Annotated in this window: 15 protein-coding genes and 1 pseudogene; 5 read left to right on the top strand and 11 right to left on the bottom strand. The window is 68.7% G+C overall.

From position 1 onward, the window contains the following. Positions 1-33: 33 nt before the first annotated feature. Complete coding sequence (locus QTI51_RS24045; RefSeq protein WP_116911007.1) at positions 34-990, bottom strand: LysR family transcriptional regulator; 957 nt, start codon at positions 988-990, stop codon at positions 34-36. A 201-nt stretch (positions 991-1,191) separates the two neighbouring features. On the opposite strand from QTI51_RS24045, the gene QTI51_RS24040 reads away from it, so the two are divergent. Both QTI51_RS24040 and QTI51_RS24035 read left to right on the top strand, forming a co-directional pair. After that, positions 1,192-2,157 carry a Bug family tripartite tricarboxylate transporter substrate binding protein gene (locus QTI51_RS24040; RefSeq protein WP_116911008.1) on the top strand — a complete coding sequence of 322 codons (966 nt, stop codon included), beginning with the start codon at positions 1,192-1,194 and terminating at the stop codon, positions 2,155-2,157. A gap of 123 nt (positions 2,158-2,280) precedes the next feature. Continuing rightward, on the top strand, positions 2,281-3,603 hold the full coding sequence (locus tag QTI51_RS24035) for an FAD-dependent oxidoreductase (protein WP_116911009.1): 1,323 nt from the start codon (positions 2,281-2,283) through the stop codon (positions 3,601-3,603). Between the two features lie 14 nt (positions 3,604-3,617). Here the strand turns inward: QTI51_RS24035 and QTI51_RS24030 are convergent, their stop codons facing one another. Further along, positions 3,618-4,019: a phage holin family protein gene (locus QTI51_RS24030; protein ID WP_116911010.1), complete on the bottom strand. Its 402-nt coding sequence runs from the start codon at positions 4,017-4,019 to the stop codon at positions 3,618-3,620. Positions 4,020-4,252: 233 nt separating this feature from the next. Between QTI51_RS24030 and shkS the strand changes: the two genes are divergently transcribed. After that, on the top strand, positions 4,253-5,671 hold the full coding sequence (shkS, locus tag QTI51_RS24025; protein WP_116911011.1) for a surface-behavior sensor histidine kinase ShkS: 1,419 nt from the start codon (positions 4,253-4,255) through the stop codon (positions 5,669-5,671). 90 nt (positions 5,672-5,761) lie between these two features. Here shkS and QTI51_RS24020 read toward each other — a convergent pair whose 3' ends face one another. The 8 genes from QTI51_RS24020 to QTI51_RS23985 form a co-directional block, all read right to left on the bottom strand. Continuing rightward, the gene (locus QTI51_RS24020; protein WP_116911012.1) at positions 5,762-6,364 is read right to left on the bottom strand and encodes a LuxR C-terminal-related transcriptional regulator; all 603 of its coding nucleotides are present in this window, start codon (positions 6,362-6,364) and stop codon (positions 5,762-5,764) included. A 78-nt stretch (positions 6,365-6,442) separates the two neighbouring features. Then, entirely contained in the window at positions 6,443-7,774 is a 1,332-nt protein-coding gene (locus QTI51_RS24015; protein ID WP_116911013.1) for a tryptophan--tRNA ligase, read from the bottom strand. A 13-nt stretch (positions 7,775-7,787) separates the two neighbouring features. After that, positions 7,788-8,459 (bottom strand): site-2 protease family protein, encoded by a 672-nt coding sequence (locus tag QTI51_RS24010; protein ID WP_116911014.1) that lies wholly within the window; start codon positions 8,457-8,459, stop codon positions 7,788-7,790. Positions 8,460-8,500: 41 nt separating this feature from the next. Beyond that, positions 8,501-9,136: an L-threonylcarbamoyladenylate synthase gene (locus QTI51_RS24005; protein ID WP_116911015.1), complete on the bottom strand. Its 636-nt coding sequence runs from the start codon at positions 9,134-9,136 to the stop codon at positions 8,501-8,503. 16 nt (positions 9,137-9,152) lie between these two features. After that, the gene (locus QTI51_RS24000; protein WP_116911016.1) at positions 9,153-10,130 is read right to left on the bottom strand and encodes a DMT family transporter; all 978 of its coding nucleotides are present in this window, start codon (positions 10,128-10,130) and stop codon (positions 9,153-9,155) included. After that, a complete protein-coding gene (locus tag QTI51_RS23995) occupies positions 10,127-10,984 on the bottom strand; it encodes a 3',5'-nucleoside bisphosphate phosphatase (protein ID WP_116911017.1) in 858 nt (285 codons plus the stop codon). The genes QTI51_RS24000 and QTI51_RS23995 overlap by 4 nt, the downstream gene beginning before the upstream one ends. Positions 10,985-11,081: 97 nt before the next feature. Beyond that, positions 11,082-12,125 (bottom strand): transporter, encoded by a 1,044-nt coding sequence (locus QTI51_RS23990; RefSeq protein WP_116911018.1) that lies wholly within the window; start codon positions 12,123-12,125, stop codon positions 11,082-11,084. Positions 12,126-12,179: 54 nt separating this feature from the next. Next, complete coding sequence (locus QTI51_RS23985; protein WP_116911019.1) at positions 12,180-13,814, bottom strand: inorganic phosphate transporter; 1,635 nt, start codon at positions 13,812-13,814, stop codon at positions 12,180-12,182. A gap of 158 nt (positions 13,815-13,972) precedes the next feature. Here QTI51_RS23985 and ppk2 point away from each other — a divergent pair, with 158 nt between their 5' ends. Then, a complete protein-coding gene (gene ppk2 / locus QTI51_RS23980) occupies positions 13,973-14,902 on the top strand; it encodes a polyphosphate kinase 2 (RefSeq protein WP_207786743.1) in 930 nt (309 codons plus the stop codon). An 87-nt stretch (positions 14,903-14,989) separates the two neighbouring features. Next, positions 14,990-16,036, top strand: a complete 1,047-nt coding sequence (locus QTI51_RS23975; protein WP_116911021.1) for an extracellular catalytic domain type 1 short-chain-length polyhydroxyalkanoate depolymerase — start codon at positions 14,990-14,992, stop codon at positions 16,034-16,036. A 13-nt stretch (positions 16,037-16,049) separates the two neighbouring features. Here QTI51_RS23975 and QTI51_RS39100 read toward each other — a convergent pair. Then, a pseudogene (locus QTI51_RS39100) lies at positions 16,050-16,661 on the bottom strand (helix-turn-helix transcriptional regulator); the annotation flags it as partial. Positions 16,662-16,679: the final 18 nt, after the last annotated feature.

Below are 16,679 nucleotides of genomic sequence, written 5' to 3'. Positions count from 1 at the left end.
TCTCTCGGCAGAACATGGGATGGCGCCGCAGATTCAGGTGCGCTCCTTCTTCAGCTGCCGCAGCGCCGCCTGCGCATGCGCGATGAAGCGGCCCGCCAGCAGCGAGGGCGCGAAGTTGTCGTTGGTCACCGCGAAGATGTCGAAGGAGGGTGCCTTCTGTATCGGCCTGAAGCTCAGCCGGTCGGTCATGCAGCCGCGCGCGGTGAGGTCGTCGACGATGGCCACGCCCGCGCCCGCCGCGGCCATCGCGCAGGCGCTCTGGCCGGCGCGCACCTCGATGCGCGCGTCGGGCTCGCAGCGCTGCTGCACGCACCAGTCGGCAATGATGCGGCCCTGCGGCGTGTCGGGGCTGAAGGCGATCATGCGTTCGCCCAGGATGTCGGCGGGCCTCAGCGTGCGCCGTGCCTCGAGCGCATGGCCGCGCGGGAACACGCCGGCCAGCGTCCACTGGCCGATGGGCCGCGCGGTGAGCAGCGGGTCGTCGATGGCCAGCGTGGAAATGGCCACGTCGGCCTCGTGCGCGGCCAGGCGCTTGACCATCTCCCTGGCCAGCAGCACCTCGAAGTAGATGCGCGCCGCCGGAAACTCCTCGCCCAGCGCGGTGAGCGCGCGCGGCACCATGTCCAGGCCGGTGCTGGGGCTGCACAGCACGCGCAGCGTGAGCATCTTGCCGTCCTTCAGCGCCTGCGCGCAGTCGTCGATGCGCGCCACGCCGCGGTACACCTGCTCGACCTCGGCGAACAGCGCCTGCGCCTCGGGCGTGGCCAGCAGCTTGCCCTTGCGCCGCTCGAACAGGCGCAGCCCGAGCTGCAATTCGATGTGCGACAGCATGCGGCTGATGCCCGGCTGCGACACGTGCAGCGAGCGCGCCGCGTCGGTGACGGAGCCGGCGAGCATGACGGCGCGGAAGACTTCGATCTGTCGGAGGTTCATGACTTGGCCCCGCACGATGGCGTTGTTCGATAACGCGATGTTATGGGCTTGCGACATGTTGGTATTTGCGGCGCGGGCGGGGGCTTCCTACGATCAGGGCTCTTTCCTGCACAAAAACCGAAGAGGCAACGAGACATGGTTTCAGCTACCGCCCTGCGTGGCATCACGAGCAGCGCCTCCCCTGGCATAACCCCTGGCATAACCCCTGGCATCACCGCTGGCGTTACCGCTGGCGTTACCCGCAGGCATGCGCTTTCCATGCTGTCGGCCGCCGCGCTGGCCGCCACCGCCGGCATGCACGCCGGCAACGCGGCGGCTGCCGATGCCTGGCCCACCAAGCCGGTGCGCATCATCGTGCCCTTCGCGCCGGGCGGCGGTGCCGACGGTTCGGCGCGCGTGCTGGCCGAGGTGCTGGCGCCGCAGCTGGGCCAGGCGGTGATCGTGGAGAACAAGCCGGGCGCGGGCAGCGCCATCGGCGTGGCGGCGGCGCTGCAAAGCCGCGACGGCCACACGCTGCTCATGGGCAGCAACAGCATGGTGATCAACCCCTCGCTCAACCCCAAGCTCACCTACGACGTGGCACGCGACTTCGACGCCATCGGCATGGTCTCGCAGCAGCCGCTGGTGCTGGTGGTGCCGGCCGAATCGAAGGCGAAGACCGTGGCCGACCTGGTGGCCCAGGCCAAGGCGCAGCCGGGCAAGCTGAGCGCGGGCAACAGCGGCACGGGCACGCTGGCGCACCTGACGGCCGAGCTGTTCGCGCAGGAGACGGGCACGTCGCTGGTCAGCGTGCCCTACAAGGGCGAGAGCGCGCTGATGCCCGACCTGATCTCGGGGCTGGTGTCGATGGGCTTCCTGAACCTGCCGAGCGTGATCGTGCACATCCGCTCGGGCCGGCTGCGTGCGTTGGCGGTGTCGTCGGCGCAGCCGGTGGCCGAGCTGTCGAGCGTGCCGACTTTCCGCAGCCTGAAGCTGCAGAGCCTGGAAGTGGAAGGCTGGGCCACGCTGGTCGCGCCCAAGGGCAGCATTCCGGCGGACGGGTTGGCGCGGCTGGAGAAGCTGCTTGCGGCGGCGCTGCAGTCCGAGGTGGTGAAGAAGCGCTTCGACGCGCTGAGCCTGGAAACTTTCACCCGGGGGCGCGAGGCCACTGCGCAGTACCTGAAGGCCGAAGGGAGCCGGTGGGGGCAGGTGGTGAAGAGCCGCGGGATTCAGATCGATAACTAGGTTTTGGGTTCGTTGTTCAGCGCGTGATCGTTGGGCAGTGCAGTCGTTGATTGCAGATCACCCGCCCCGGACGACAACGACCGAACCAGGTAAAGCAAACAGACACAGCAGCGACCCACTGAAATGAACACAGACATCAACAACAGCCACAGCGTGGAAGCCGACGTCGTCGTCTGCGGCGGCGGCGTGGCGGGCACCATGGCGGCGGTGGCGGCCGCCAGGCAGGGCGCTTCGGTCGTGCTGGTCGAGCGCTACGGCTTCCTGGGCGGCAACGCCACGGCCGGCGCGGTGGCGCAGTTCAACAGTTGGCAGACCGGCAACGGCCGCAAGGTGGTGGCGGGCCTGGCCGACGAAGTGGTCGCGCGGCTGCGGCGCTACGGCGGGGCGCGCGAGCACGAGAGCTTCGTGATGTCCACCGGCCACCACATGGACCGCGTCGAGTACGCGCCCGAAGTGCTGAAGCTGGTGCTCGACGACATGGTGGCCGAGGCCGGCGTGCGGCCGCTGCTGCATGCGAACCTGCTCGACGTCGAATGCGTCGCCAGGCGCGTCGTCGGCCTGCGCGTGCTGACCAAGGGCGGCGTGCTGCAACTGCGACCGCGCGTGCTGGTCGACGCGTCGGGCGACATGGACGCGCTGAAGCAGGCCGGGGCGCGCTTTCTCGACCTGGGCGACGGCGAGGCGCTGCAGCCCGCCACGATGATGTTCCGCTTCGGGCCCATCGACTTCGAACGCTTCGGCGCGCTGACCAAGCCCGAACTGGCCGCGCTGGCCGCACAGGGCTACGCGCAGGGCGGGCTGGCGCGCGCCGCGCTGCATTCGAGCCGCGACCCGTACTCGGACGACGGCTGGTTCAACATCAGCCGCCTGGGCATCGACGCCACCGACCCCATGGCCCTGGGCGCGGCCGAGATCGAAGGGCGGCGGCAGGCATGGAAGGCCGCGGCGTTCCTTGCGGCGTCGGTGCCCGGCTGCCAAGAGGGCCGGCTGCGCGCCTTCGCCACGCAGGTGGGCGTGCGCGAAACGCGGCGGGTGGAAGGCGACCATGTGCTCACGGCCGGTGAATTGCTCGAACCCGTGCAGTTCGACGACGCCATCGCGGCCGGGGCGTACCCCATCGACATTCATCCGGCACAGGGCGGCGCGCTGCACTACGTGCCGATGGACGCCGACCACGCGTACCAGATTCCGTACCGCAGCCTGGTGCCAAGCACGCTCGACAACGCGTTGGGGGTGGGGCGCGGCATTTCGGCCAGCCACGAGGCGCTGGCGGCGATACGGGTCATGACGATCTCGATGGCCGTCGGGCACGCGGCCGGCATTGCGGCGGCCATGGCGGTGAAAGAGGCGGACAGCGAAGGCTGGACGGGCGGCGCGCAGGTGCGCGCGGTGCCGGTGGCGGCGCTGCGCGAGGCGCTGCTGCGCGACGGCGCCGTGCTGGCCTAGAACTGCTCAGGCGCTCAGAGCCAGTTGCCGCTCTGCGGCATCTGCACCTTCTCGGCCGGGTCGTTGCTCGTCACGAACGAGCCGATGACGATGCTCAGCAGCGAGATGAAGATGCTCGCGAACAGCGCCGTCCAGAAGCCCGACACCCGGAAGCCCTTCACCAGCGCCGCCACCAGCAGGATCATCAGCGCGTTGATGACCAGCAGGAACAGCCCGAAGGTCACCAGCGTGAGCGGCAGCGTGAGCACGATCAGCAGCGGCTTGACGACCGCGTTGGCCAGCCCCAGCAGCAGCGCCGAGACCACCAGCGCGCCGGTGCTGTCGAACTTGAGCCCGCGAAAAAGGTGGCTGGCCACCCACAGCGAAACGGCGGTGATGGCCCAGTGGATGAGGAAGGGGGTCAGGTTGTTCAGCATGTCGGGGCAGGTGTGGCGAAGAGGACGCGCCATGGTAGTCGGGCCAGTTGGCGTGCGCGTGCGGCCCGAGCCCGGGCGGCCCGGGATTATCTCGGCGTGCGTTCATGGGGGTTGATCGATTGTTACCCCGTGAAACAATGGCGAACTGACCGGTAAACTCGCCGCTTTCGCGCCCCGGGGCCAGAGCGACCGGGGCTTTCTTTTTCGCCTGATCAACGAGGACCGTGCGCCCTATGGCCAATGCGTCGATCGCCAGCATGACCCCCGCCCCGGCCTCGGCCGACGAGGCCGAATCGTGGGTGCGCGGCGAGCTCATCCGCAGCCTGATGCGCTCCGCGAAGGGCTCGTACCTGGTGTCGGCGCTGCTGATGCCGGCCATGGTCGGGCTGAACTGGGGCTACGCGGCCCGCTGGGAGCTGTTCACCTGGCTGGTGGCCGGCATTCTGGCCACGGCCTGCCGCGCCTGGGGCGCGCGCGTGTACGCGGTGCGCTACGCCGGTCGCAGCGCGGTGGCGCAGCAGCAGTTCACCGAGCGCTACGGCTTCGTCTGGAGCACCAGCGCGGTGGTCTGGGGCTTCTCGGTGATGCTGTTCTTCGAGCGCTCGCCGCAGGTCAACCAGTTCATGAGCTGGCTCATCGTGGCCGGCGTGGGCACCTTTCCGCTCAACGGGCTGGCGCTGCACCCGCCGTTGCTCAAGCGCTATGTCAACACGCTGTTCATCACCATGCTCGGGGCGGTGGTGGTGCGCATGGTCACGCTGCAGATGCAGCACCCGCAGTTCCAGTACGGCTACCTGATGCCGGTGCTGCCCGTGCTGCACTGGTTCCTGCTGTTGCGCGCCGGCCGGCACATCTACGAGACAGCGCGCAACAGCCTGGAGCTGCTGTTCCACAACCACATCCTGATCAAGTCGCTCACGCAGCAGCGGCAGGCGGCGGTGTCGGCCGTGGCCATGAAGAACCGCTTTCTGGCCAGCGCCGCGCACGACATGCGCCAGCCGGTGCTGGCGCTGTCGCTGTACGCCGACTGGCTGCGCAACGAGCCCGAGCTGGTGCTCGAGCTGGCGCCGAAGATCGTGCGCGCCACGCACGCGGTGAACGCGCTGTTCGACTCCATGTTCGACCTGGCGCGCATCGACTCGGGCCAGGTGCGCCTGCACGTGGAGCGCGTGGACGTGCCCGAGCTGCTGCACGACCTGGAGCTGCAATACCGCCCGGTGGCCGAGAGCCGCGGCCTGGACTTTCGCGTGCACGTGTGCGAGGGCTCGTTCCTGACCGACCCGATTCGCGTGCGCCGCATGATCGGCAACCTGCTGGCCAATGCCATCAAGTACACGACCGAGGGCGGCGTGCTGCTGGCCGCGCGCACCACGCGCGAAGGCTTGCGCGTGGAGGTGTGGGACACGGGCATAGGCATTGCGCCCGAGCATCTGCGCGACGTGTTCCTGGAGTTCTACAAGGTGGCGGACCATGCGGGCACGTCCGACGGCTTCGGCCTGGGCCTGGCCATCGTGGCGCGGCTGTCGCATGTGCTGGGGCACCCGGTGAGCGTGCGTTCGCGGCTGGGCAGCGGCAGCGTGTTCCGCGTGGCGCTGCACGACGCCGACGAGGCGGTGGCGCAGGCGCGGGTGACGGCGTCGGGCGGCGGGTGAGCGAGTGAGCGAGCGAGTCAGCGGCCACGGCGGCCACCCATAAAAAAAACCGCGCACTGCGCGGTATTTTTTAATTTTCGGAAACGGAGATCAGCCCGAGAGCAGTCCGTTGGTGCGCGCGTAGTGCAGCGCCTGCGTGCGGCTCTTCACGCCCAGGCGGCGGAACAGGCGCCACAGGTGGACCTTCACCGTGTGCTCGCTGATTTCCAGGTCGGTGGCGATGTCGCGGTTGCTCATGCCCTTGTCGAGCATGGCGATGAGCTGCGTCTGGCGCTTCGACAGCTTGCCGCTGTTGGCGGCCGGGGCGTCGTCGGTTTCCTCTTCCGAGCCGGCCATCAGCAGGCCGCGCAGGGCGGCCGCCAGCTCGTTGGAGCTGGCCGACTTCTCGATGTAGGTGTCGGCACCGGCCTCGATGCAGGCGTCTTCCATGTCGGCCGCGGGGGCGGCCGAGTACACGGCGATGGGCACGTTCGGGTAGACCTGCTTGACCGCGATCACGCCCGACACGCCGTTGGTGTCGGGCAGCTTCAGGTCCAGGCAGAAGAGCGTGGGGGCGCCACGCTGCTGCACGGAGCCCGCCAGCTTGTCGAGGCGCTCGAGTTCGACGATGTTCTCGGCCGGGCGCAGGCGCCGCAGGACCATCACGATCGCGTCGCGCATCAGGGGGTGGTCGTCGATGACATAAATGCTCATGTTTTCTTCCTTTGTGATCGCACCGTCTTCTCTCTCTGTTTCCTGCTCACCAGCGGATGGCCGATGGGCTCTTCCGGGTCAACTCCCTGGGTTGGTGGGCGTTGCCTCCGCCAGTGCCTCCAGCGCCTCGGTGACGGCGCGTGTTCCTTGTGTGTCGATGGGTTCGAGCTGGGCGGCCAGCGAGGCCAGGGCCTCGCCGCGCTGCGCCTGCAAGAGCGCGATGGTACGGCCCGCTTCCTGCGGCGTTGTGAAACCACGGCTCTGCAGCAGGGTTTCGCCGCGCGCGTCCAGCAGCTTGAAATAGAAGAGGCCGTCGGCCTTCTCGCGGTACTGCTTGAAGCTCGGCCTGGCGACCTTCGCCGCCTTGGCGCCGGCCTTGTCCTTGCCGGCGGCCAGGTTGCGCAGGCCCACGGCGTGGCGCAGGCTGGTCATGAAGGGCTTCGACAGCGCGCGGGCCTTGTCGGCGCCGATGAGCAGGATGCGCTCGATTTCGGCGGGGTCGTTCATCAGCGCTTCGTAGCGCGCGCGCAGCGGGGCCACTTCCTGGTCGATGCGCTCGAACAGCGTGTGCTTGGCGTCGGCCCAGCTGATGCCGTCGGCATACGCCTTGCGCAGCGCCTCGGTTTCCTCGGCGCTGGCAAAGGCCTGGTAGATCTGGAACAGGGCGGAGCCTTCGGTGTCCTTGGGCTCGCCGGGCGCGCGCGAGTCGGTCACGATGCTGGAGATCTGCTTTTGCAGCTGCGCGCGCGGCGCGAACAGCGGAATCGTGTTGCCGTAGCTCTTGCTCATCTTGCGGCCGTCGAGGCCGGGCAGGGTGGCGACGGCGTCGTCGATCTCGGCGTCGGGCAGCGTGAAGTGCTCGCCGTACTGGTGGTTGAAGCGCTGCGCCATGTCGCGCGCCATCTCGATGTGCTGCACCTGGTCGCGGCCCACGGGCACCTTGTGCGCGTTGAACATCAGGATGTCCGCGCCCATGAGCACCGGGTACATGAACAGGCCGGCCGTGACGTCGGCGTCGGGGTCTTCGCCCTTGGCCACGTTCTTGTCGAGCTGCGCCTTGTAGGCATGCGCGCGGTTGAGCACGCCCTTGCCGGTCACGCAGGTCAGGAACCAGGTGAGCTCGGGGATCTCGGGAATGTCCGACTGGCGGTAGAAGGTGACGCGCGCCGGGTCGAGCCCGCAGGCCAGCCAGCTGGCGGCGATCTCGAGGGTGGAGCGCTGGATGAGCGCCGGCTCCTGCACCTTGATGAGCGCGTGGTAGTCGGCCAGGAAGAAGAAGCTCTGCACACCGGGCGCGACGCTTTGCCGCACCGAGTGGCGGATCGAGCCGACGTAGTTGCCGAGGTGCGGCGTGCCGGAGGGCGTGATGCCGGTCAGGACGCGCAGGGGAGCTTGGGAAGACGAGGCCATGGAACGAGGAGACTTAGAGCAGCAATGCCTTGAGCGGGGTGATGAGCAGGTTGATGACGTAGTAGCCCACGTCCATCAGCGGGCGCAGCCAGTAGTTGCTGACCACGCCAGCAATGACGAGACCCATCACGATGAAGAAGCCGTAGGGCTCGATGCGCGCCAGGAACTGTTGCGCGGGGCCGTTGGGCAGCAGGCCCGCCAGCACGCGGCCACCGTCCAGCGGCGGCAGCGGAAACAGGTTGAAGGCCCACATCACGAGGTTGACCAGGATGCCGCCTTGCGCCATCTTGATGAAAAAGGTTTCATTGACGCCGGAAGCCACCAGGGCCACCAGCACCAGCGCCCACAAAATGGCCTGGATGAAATTGGACACCGGCCCGGCCAGCGCCACCCAGATCATGTCGCGCTTCGGATGGCGCAGCCGCCCGAAGTTCACGGGCACCGGCTTGGCATAGCCGAACAGGAAGGCGCCCGAGGTGGCGAAGTACAGCATCAACGGCATCAGGATGGTCCCGATGGGGTCGATGTGCTTCATCGGGTTGAGGGTGACGCGTCCCATGACCTCGGCCGTGTTGTCGCCGAAATGGCGCGCCACATAGCCGTGAGCCGCCTCGTGCACGGTGATTGCGAAGATCACCGGCAGTGCGTAGATCAGTACGGTCTGTATCAGATTGGAAATATCCACCGGGCGATTGTGTCAGACGGAACGTGCAAAACAGCCCGAATTCACAGGCCCAGCACGGCCAATGCACCGCGTCCCTGGCGCACCACGACCGGGTCGTCGCCCGTGCCCATGGGCGTCAGGTCGACCACGGTGGTGGGCTCGGACGCGCAGGCGCCGGCGTCGATGACAGCGCCGATCTGCTTCTCGAAGCGCTCGCGGATGGTCTGCGCGTCGTTCAGCGCCTCGGTCTCGCCGGGCGGGATCAGCGTGGTGGCCAGGAGCGGCGCGCCGTGCAGCGCCAGCAGCTCCAGCAGCACCTTGTGGTCGGGCACGCGCAGGCCGATGGTCTTGCGCTGCGGGTGGCTCACGCGGCGCGGCACTTCCTTGGTGGCTTCGAGCAGGAAGGTGTACGGGCCCGGCGTGGCGGCCTTCAGCAGGCGGTACTGCTTGTTGTCCACGCGCGCGTAGTTGGCCAGCTCGCTCAGGTCGCGGCACAGCAGCGTGAGGTGGTGCTTGTCGTCGACCTGGCGGATGCGGCGCAGCTGGTCGACCGCGTCCTTGTCGTCGAGGTGGCAGCCCAGCGCGTAGCTGGAGTCGGTGGGCACGGCCACGATCTCGCCGCGCTCCAGCAGCGCAACGGCCTGCTTCAGCAGGCGCTGCTGCGGGTTCTCGGGGTGGACTTCGAAGTACTGGGCCATGTCTGGATTCTCCTGTTCAGGATTCGGCGGGTTCGATGGGCACGCGGCGCTCGCGCACCGTGAGCCATGCGCCGGCGGCGCCGCAGACCGCGATCATCGCCATCCCGATGAGCGAGAAGCGGTCGGGCACATGCGAAAAGATGAGCCAGCCGCCGAGCATCGCGAACGCGATCTGCGCATAAAGATAAGGGGTGAGCGTGGAGGCCGGCGCGCGCTGGTAGGCCAGGATGAGCATGAAGTGCCCCACCGTGCCCATGAACCCCATGAGGCACAGCAGCGCCCACCATTCCCACGAGGGCAGGGCGCTCCATGCGAAGGGCAGCGCCACCGACGCGATCAGCGTGCCGACCCAGCCCGTGTAGAAGTGCATGGTCAGCGGGTTCTCGGTCTGCGCCAGCTTGCTCGTGAGCACCTGGAACCAGGCGTTGGTCAGCACCAGCCCCAGCGGCAGCAGGATGGCCCAGCTGAATGCGCTGCCGCCCGGGCGCAGGATGACCAGCGTGCCCGCGAAGCCCCCGGCCACCAGCGCCCAGCGCAGCGGCGACACATGCTCCTTGAGCGTGGTGGCGGCCAGCAGCGTGATCACCAGCGGCGCGATCAGCACGATGGAGGTGAACTCCGCCAGCGGCATGTAGCGCAGGCTGAAGAACGCGAACACGCTCGACGCCAGCAGCAGTGCCCCGCGCAGCACCTGGTAGCGCGGATGGCGCGTGCGCAGCAACCCCACGCCGTGCAGCGGCAGCAGCACCAGCGTGGTGGCCACCGCCTGGAAGGCATAGCGAAACCACACGCCCATGAGGATGGGCACGCCCAGCGTGGAGAACTTGGTGGCTGTGTCCAGCGTGGCGAAGCAGCCCACCGCCAGCACCACCAGGCCGATGCCCGCGAGGATGCGTTCGGATTCCCTGCTGCGGCTGGCCTGCTGGGCGGCGCGTGCATTGGCCAGCGCAACGGTCGCCGCGCTGTCGGTGCCGGGCCGCGGGCTCTGGCTCACTGCTGGATGCGGTCGCCGAGCAGTTCCCACACGGGAGTGAGCGCGCCGGGCAACGGCGGCAACTTGCCCAGGTCGCAGTGGCTTTCGTCGGGGCTGTGGAAATCGCTGCCGCGCGAGGCGGCGAAGTCGAATTCGAGCGCCTTGTCGGCGTACTCGACGAACTCGGCCGGCGTGTGGCTGCCGGTGACCACCTCGATGGCTTGGCCGCCGTGCGCCTTGAACTCGAGGAACAGCGCGTACTCCTCGTTGGCCGTGAACTTGTAGCGGCCCGGGTGGGCGATCACGGCCATGCCCTTGGCGGCGGTGATCCAGTGCACCGCGTCCTTCAGCGTGGCCCAGCGGTGCGGCACGTAGCCGGGCTTGCCTTCGGTGAGGAACTTGCGGAACACCTCGGGCGTGTCGCGGCAGTGGCCCTGCTCGACCAGGAAGCGCGCGAAGTGCGTGCGCGAGATGAGCTCGGGGTTGCCCACGAACTTCAGCGCGCCTTCGTACGCGCCCTGGATGCCGACCTTGGCCAGCCCCTCGGACATTTCCTGCGCGCGCTTGCCGCGGCCGCCGCGCGTGTCGTACAGGCCCTGCGACATGGCGGCGTCGTCGGGGTCGAAGCCCAGGCCGACGATGTGCACCGTTTCGTTGGCGAAGGTCACCGAAATCTCGGTGCCCGTGAGGTAGCGCATGCCGTTCGCACGCGCTGCCGCCGCGGCGCGGTGCTGGCCGCCTATTTCGTCGTGGTCGGTGAGGGCCCAGAGCTCCACGCCGTTGGAGGCCGCGCGCGCGGCCAGTTCTTCGGGCGTCAATGTGCCGTCGGAGACCACGGAGTGGCAGTGAAGATCGGCGTTGAGAATGGAGGACACCCCTGCATTCTATGGGGTCTGGAACATCGGTGCGGGCGCGTGGATGCTATGCAATGCGCTACTAAATAAATAGCATTACCGCACCGCTGGACGCGGCTCAGCGCTTCTTGCGAAAAGCCGCCCAGGCCGCCACCGCGGTGAAGCTGGCCACGATGGCCACCACGATCCAGAAGCCGTGCTTGTGGTCGGCCAGCGGAATCCCGCCCACGTTCATGCCGAACAGGCCGGCCAGGATGTTGATCGGCAGCGCCAGCACCGTGACCACCGTCAGCACGAACAGGCTGCGGTTGTTGTCCTCGTTCACGTTGGCGGCAATTTCTTCCTGCAGCAGCTTGATGCGCTCCTGCAGCGCCTGCATGTCGCGCAGCACCACCGAGAACTCCTCGGTCGAGCCACGCAGCTCTTGCGCGTCGGGCTCCGACATCCAGGCCGGCGGCCCCTGCAGCAGGCGGAAGAGGGCGGCCGGCTCGGGCGCCAGCAGCCGCTGCAGCCGCACCAGCAGCCGGCGCAGCACGCCCAGGCGCGCGCGCTTGTGGTCCAGCCGACCGGCCAGCAGTTCGTCTTCGATGCGGTCGATGCGCGAGGTCACGCCGCGCACGATCTTCACCAGCACGTCGGCCTGCGCGCGCAGCAGGTGCTCGAGCAGTTCGGTGCTCGAGCGCGGCGCGTCGCCGGCCTTCACCGCCGTGCGCAGCGCATCCACCGAGCGCAGCGGCTTGGTGCGCGCCGTGACCACCAGGCGCGGGCCCACGCTGATCCACAGCGTGGAGATGTCCGAGGGCTCGAAGCTGAACTCGAAGTGCACGTCGTTGATGACGGCAATCAGCGAGTCGTCCGCGCGCTCGATGCGTGTGGAGGGCAGGCCTTCGTGCAGCGTCTCGTAGAAGGTGTCCGACAGGTTCGCGTGCCGCAGCAGCCAGCGCTCCGCGTGCGCGTGGCTCAGGTTGAAGTGCAGCCACACATAGGCCGGATCGCGCTCGCTGCATTCGCGCTCGCGCTCCTCGGCCAGCCACGCCGCGGCCTGCGCCGAGTCGATGGCCCGCGCGGGCTCCGGCGCCGAGGCGTCGAACAGGTAGCCGGAGATCAGCCCGGCTTCGTCGCCGCCGTAAGACTGGGCGGCGAGGTCATGAAATGCCGACAAGGTGCGTGGTCAGGAAAAGGAGCGGATCGAAAAAGCGCGAATCAGGCGGCGTGATCAGAAGACCCGCGTGAACAGCCAGTACAGCGAGCCCGACAGCAGCATCGCCACCGGCAGCGTCAGCACCCAGGCCAGCGCCAGGTTGCGCAGCGTGGACATCTGCAGGCCCGAGCCGCTGGCCGTCATGGTGCCCGCCACGCCGGAAGACAGCACGTGCGTGGTGGACACCGGCAGCCCGTACATGTCGGCCGCGCCGATGGTGATCATGGCCACCACCTCGGCCGAGGCGCCCTGGGCGTAGCTCAGGTGCGTCTTGCCGATCTTCTCGCCCACCGTGACCACGATGCGCTTCCAGCCGATCATGGTGCCCAGGCCCAGCGCGATGGCCACCGCCACCTTCACCCACAGCGGAATGAAGCGCGTGGCGCTGTCGAGCTCTTCGCGGAAGGCGTTCACGCGCATTTTGGTGTCGGCGTCGAACTTGGCGGCGCCGCTCTTGTCGAGGTGGCGAATCGCTTCCGAGGCCAAATACATGTCGTTGCGAACGTTGGCCACGGCCTCGGCCGGCACGGCGGCCAGCGAGCCGTGCTTGCGCACCTGCTCGCCGATGCTGCCGGCGGTGATGGCAAGCGCCGGCACCACCGTGGGGGCGAACTCGCGGGTGCGCACATAGGTCGACAGCGCGTCGCGCGCGGCGGCGGGCTGCAGCGCCGGCAGCGAGGTCGGCACGCTGCGGTTGAGCGCGGTCTGCGCCATCTCGGCCACGGCCACGAACTTGATGGTTTCGTCGGCCGGCATCGCGCGGTTCAGCGCATAGGCCATGGGCACCGTGCCCACCAGGATCAGCATGATCAGCCCCATGCCCTTCTGGCCGTCGTTGGAGCCGTGCGCGAACGACACGCCCGTGCAGGTCAGGATGAGCAGGCCGCGAATCCACCACGGCGGCGGCGCGCTGCCCTTGGGTTCTTCGTACAGCGCGCGGTTCTTCACGAAGGCGCGCAGCGCCAGCAGCAGCAGCGCCGCGCAGCCGAAGCCCACCAGCGGCGACAGCAGCAGCGAGTAGCCCACCTTGGTGGCCTGCGCCCAGTCGACACCGCTGGTGCCGTCGCGCCCGTGCATCAGTGCATTGGCCACGCCCACGCCGATGATCGAGCCGATCAGCGTGTGCGACGACGACGCCGGCAGCCCCAGCCACCACGTGCCCAGGTTCCAGATGATGGCGGCGATGAGCAGCGCGAACACCATCGCGAAGCCCGCGCCCGAGCCCACCTGCAATATGAGCTCCACCGGCAGCAGCGCGATGATGCCGAAGGCCACCGCCCCGCTGGACACCAGCACGCCCAGGAAGTTGAAGAAGCCCGACCACACCACCGCGAAGTTGGGCGGCAGCGAGTGCGTGTAGATCACCGTGGCCACCGCGTTGGCCGTGTCATGGAAGCCGTTGACGAACTCGAACCCCAGCGCAATCAGCAGCGCCACGCCCAGCAGGATGTACGGCACCCAGGTGGTCACCGGCGCGCCCGAGGACGTCACGTCGCCCACCAGGCTCCAGGCCGTGAAGAGCAGGCCGGCGGCCAGCAACCCCACGAAGGTGATCAGCGTGAGCGGACCGGGCTTGGCATCGAGCTTGGGCCGGTGCGCGGCGCCGGGCGCCGGTGGCATCTCGGCTTTGGGGGCGGCGAGGGTGTTCATGGCGGCGGTTTTTTAAGCTGTTGGTATGCCGCGGATGGTGTTCCGGGTATATGACAACTTTGTGTCGGGACCTGTAAAAGAGCGTTCGTCCGTCACGCAGCGGTCATACAGGCGGCGCAGCATGCTTTTTCCTTCGCCTTCCCATTCGAGCTTCCATCATGCTGAACAGCGCCCTCCCGGACCACGAAGAACTGATGCAACGCATCGCCCGCGACCTGATCGACAGCTACGACGAAGAGCTCGAGCTCGAGATCGAGGACCGCAACATCGACGCGCTCGACCCTGCCGCCAGCATTGCCAGCAGCAGTGCCGACAAGGCCGCGCGCCAGGCCTACTTCAAGGAACTGTTCCGCCTGCAGGGCGAGCTGGTGAAGCTGCAGGACTGGGTGCAGCACAGCAAGCAGAAGGTGGTCATTCTTTTCGAAGGCCGCGACGCCGCGGGCAAGGGCGGCGTCATCAAGCGCATCACCCAGCGGCTGAACCCGCGCGTGGCCCGCGTGGCCGCGCTGCCCGCGCCCAACGACCGCGAACGCACGCAGTGGTACTTCCAGCGCTATGCCGCCCACCTGCCCGCCGCCGGCGAAATGGTGCTGTTCGACCGCAGCTGGTACAACCGCGCCGGCGTGGAGCGCGTGATGGGCTTCTGCTCGGACGACGAGTACGAGGAGTTCTTTCGCACCGTGCCCGAGTTCGAGAAGATGCTGGTTCGCTCGGGCATCAAGCTCATCAAGTACTGGTTTTCCATCACCGACGACGAGCAGCACATGCGCTTTCTCGGCCGCATCCACGACCCGCTGAAGCAGTGGAAGCTCAGCCCCATGGACCTGGAAAGCCGCCGCCGCTGGGAGGAATACACCAAGGCGAAGGAAATCATGCTCGAGCGCACCCACATTCCCGAGGCGCCGTGGTGGGTGGTGCAGGCCGTCGACAAGAAGAAGGCGCGCCTGAACTGCATCAGCCACCTGCTGGGCCAGCTGCCCTACAACGAAGTGCCGCACCCGACGGTCGAGCTGCCCGAGCGCGTGCGCCACGCCGACTACCTGCGCCAGCCGGTGCCGGCCAACATGATCGTGCCGGAAATCTACTGAAGCACGCGGGGCCGGGGCGGAGACGGCCGCCGGGCAGGTTCCTGGCAGGCAGCTAGGCCGCCCGGCGCTTTGCCTTCACACTGCGCCATGGCCCGCCGCTCCACCGCCTCCGTCTTCGCCCGCGCGTACCAGCGCAACCTGCGTGCGCTGACCAAGGTCACGCTGAGCAACAGCAAGCGCATCGCGGGCCAGGTGCAGCGCGCCGCCGCCAAGCGGCTCAAGCCACCGCCCGGCAAGGGCGACTGGCTCAGCGGCATGGCCGTGGGCGCGGGCGGGGCGCGGGGCTACCACCTGTTTCGCCCGGCCGACCTGCAGCTCGCGCCCGGCGAGAAGCTGCCGCTGATGGTCATGCTGCACGGCTGCGGCCAGACCGGACGCGACTTCGCGGCCAGCACGCGCATGAACGCGCTGGCCGTGCGCCACCGTTTCCTGGTGCTCTACCCCGAACAAGACCGCCTCGCCCACCCGCAAGGCTGCTGGAACTGGTACGAGCGCCGCTCGGGCAAGGCCGACGCCGAGGCCGCCACGCTGATGGCCGCGGTCGACCAGGCCTGCATGCTCTACCCCGCGGACCGCGACCGCGTGGCCGTCGCCGGGCTCTCGGCCGGCGCCAGCATGGCGGCGCTGCTGGCCACGCGCTATGCCAACCGCTTTCGCGCCGTCGTCATGCATTCGGGCGTGGCGCCCGGCGCGGCCAAGTCGTCGGCCACGGCGCTGGGCGCCATGCGCGGCAAGAACGTGCCGCCCATGCCCACCACCGCCGTCGGCAAGGCCCTGGGCGCCGCGGCCGTCTTCGCCACCTTGCCGCCGATGCTGGTGCTCCACGGCGACGCCGACGCCGTGGTGGCGCCGAGCAATGCCGTGAGCAGCGCCGCCGTGTGGGCCACGGCCCTGGGCGCGCGGCCCGGCATGCCGCGCAACATGCAGCGCGGCAAGCGCCGCGCCATGCAGGTGACCGACTTCAAGCGCAAGGGCCGCACCGTGGTCACGCTGTGCGAGATCGCGGGGCTCGGGCATTCGTGGAGCGGCGGCGCCTCGGCGCTGATGTTCAGCGACCCGACCGGGCCCGACGCCACGCGCATGGCGTGGGCGTTCGCGCTGGCGCAGTTCAAGGCGACGCAGAAGACGGTCTAGCAGCGTCGCGCTGTCATGCCGCGACCACGTCGCGCGCCGCGGCCCGCCACGCGCCCGGCGCCATGCCCTTCTCGCGCTTGAAAGCCTTGCTGAACGCCGCCTCCGAGTCGTAGCCGACCGCCGCGGCAATCGTGCCCAACCGCGGCGTTGCCCTGGCCGAGCATGTTGCCGGCCTTGAACATGCGCCATTGCGTCAGGTATTCGAGCGGCGCCTGCCCCACGCGCTCCCGAAAGCGCTGGGCGAAGGCCGAGCGCGACAGGCTCGCGGCCGTCGCCAGCGACGCCATCGTCCAGTCGCGGGCCATGTCCTTGCGCATCGCGCGCAGGGCGGGGCCGATGCGCGCGTCGCCCAGCGCCGCGAGCCAGCCCGCCTGCGATTCGCCGTGGGCCGCGACATGCGCGCGCACCGCCTGCACGAACACGATGTCCGCCAGCCGGCTCACCAGCAGGCTGGAGCCCAGGCCGGGCTGGCCGGTTTCCATCGCCAGCAGCTGCAGCGTGCCCTGCAGCGCGAGGGCGCGGGCCTCTCCATCTTCACGTGCAGCGGCACCGGCAGCACCGGCAGCAGGTTGAGCAGGGGGCACGCCGCGCGCTGGTCGACATGGAACCAGCCGCAGATCGATGACCTCCCGGCGATGACCTC

The organism is Variovorax sp. J22G73, from assembly GCF_030317035.1.
Lineage (GTDB): Bacteria > Pseudomonadota > Gammaproteobacteria > Burkholderiales > Burkholderiaceae_C > Variovorax.
Note: the sequence above shows the minus strand (reverse complement) of the source record. Positions and strands in the feature narration are given on the sequence as shown.

Bases quoted from the DNA above. Each gene is read 5' to 3' on its own strand.
- QTI51_RS24015 (WP_116911013.1), bottom strand. From the start codon at position 7,774: ATGGCCTCGTCTTCCCAAGCTCCCCTGCGCGTCCTGACCGGCATCACG.
- QTI51_RS23985 (WP_116911019.1), bottom strand. From the start codon at position 13,814: ATGAACACCCTCGCCGCCCCCAAAGCCGAGATGCCACCGGCGCCCGGC.
- QTI51_RS23975 (WP_116911021.1), top strand. From the start codon at position 14,990: ATGGCCCGCCGCTCCACCGCCTCCGTCTTCGCCCGCGCGTACCAGCGC.
- QTI51_RS24040 (WP_116911008.1), top strand. From the start codon at position 1,192: ATGCTGTCGGCCGCCGCGCTGGCCGCCACCGCCGGCATGCACGCCGGC.
- QTI51_RS24045 (WP_116911007.1), bottom strand. From the start codon at position 990: ATGTCGCAAGCCCATAACATCGCGTTATCGAACAACGCCATCGTGCGG.
- shkS (WP_116911011.1), top strand. From the start codon at position 4,253: ATGGCCAATGCGTCGATCGCCAGCATGACCCCCGCCCCGGCCTCGGCC.
- ppk2 (WP_207786743.1), top strand. From the start codon at position 13,973: ATGCTGAACAGCGCCCTCCCGGACCACGAAGAACTGATGCAACGCATC.
- QTI51_RS24020 (WP_116911012.1), bottom strand. From the start codon at position 6,364: ATGAGCATTTATGTCATCGACGACCACCCCCTGATGCGCGACGCGATC.
- QTI51_RS24030 (WP_116911010.1), bottom strand. From the start codon at position 4,019: ATGCTGAACAACCTGACCCCCTTCCTCATCCACTGGGCCATCACCGCC.
- QTI51_RS24035 (WP_116911009.1), top strand. From the start codon at position 2,281: ATGAACACAGACATCAACAACAGCCACAGCGTGGAAGCCGACGTCGTC.
- QTI51_RS24005 (WP_116911015.1), bottom strand. From the start codon at position 9,136: ATGGCCCAGTACTTCGAAGTCCACCCCGAGAACCCGCAGCAGCGCCTG.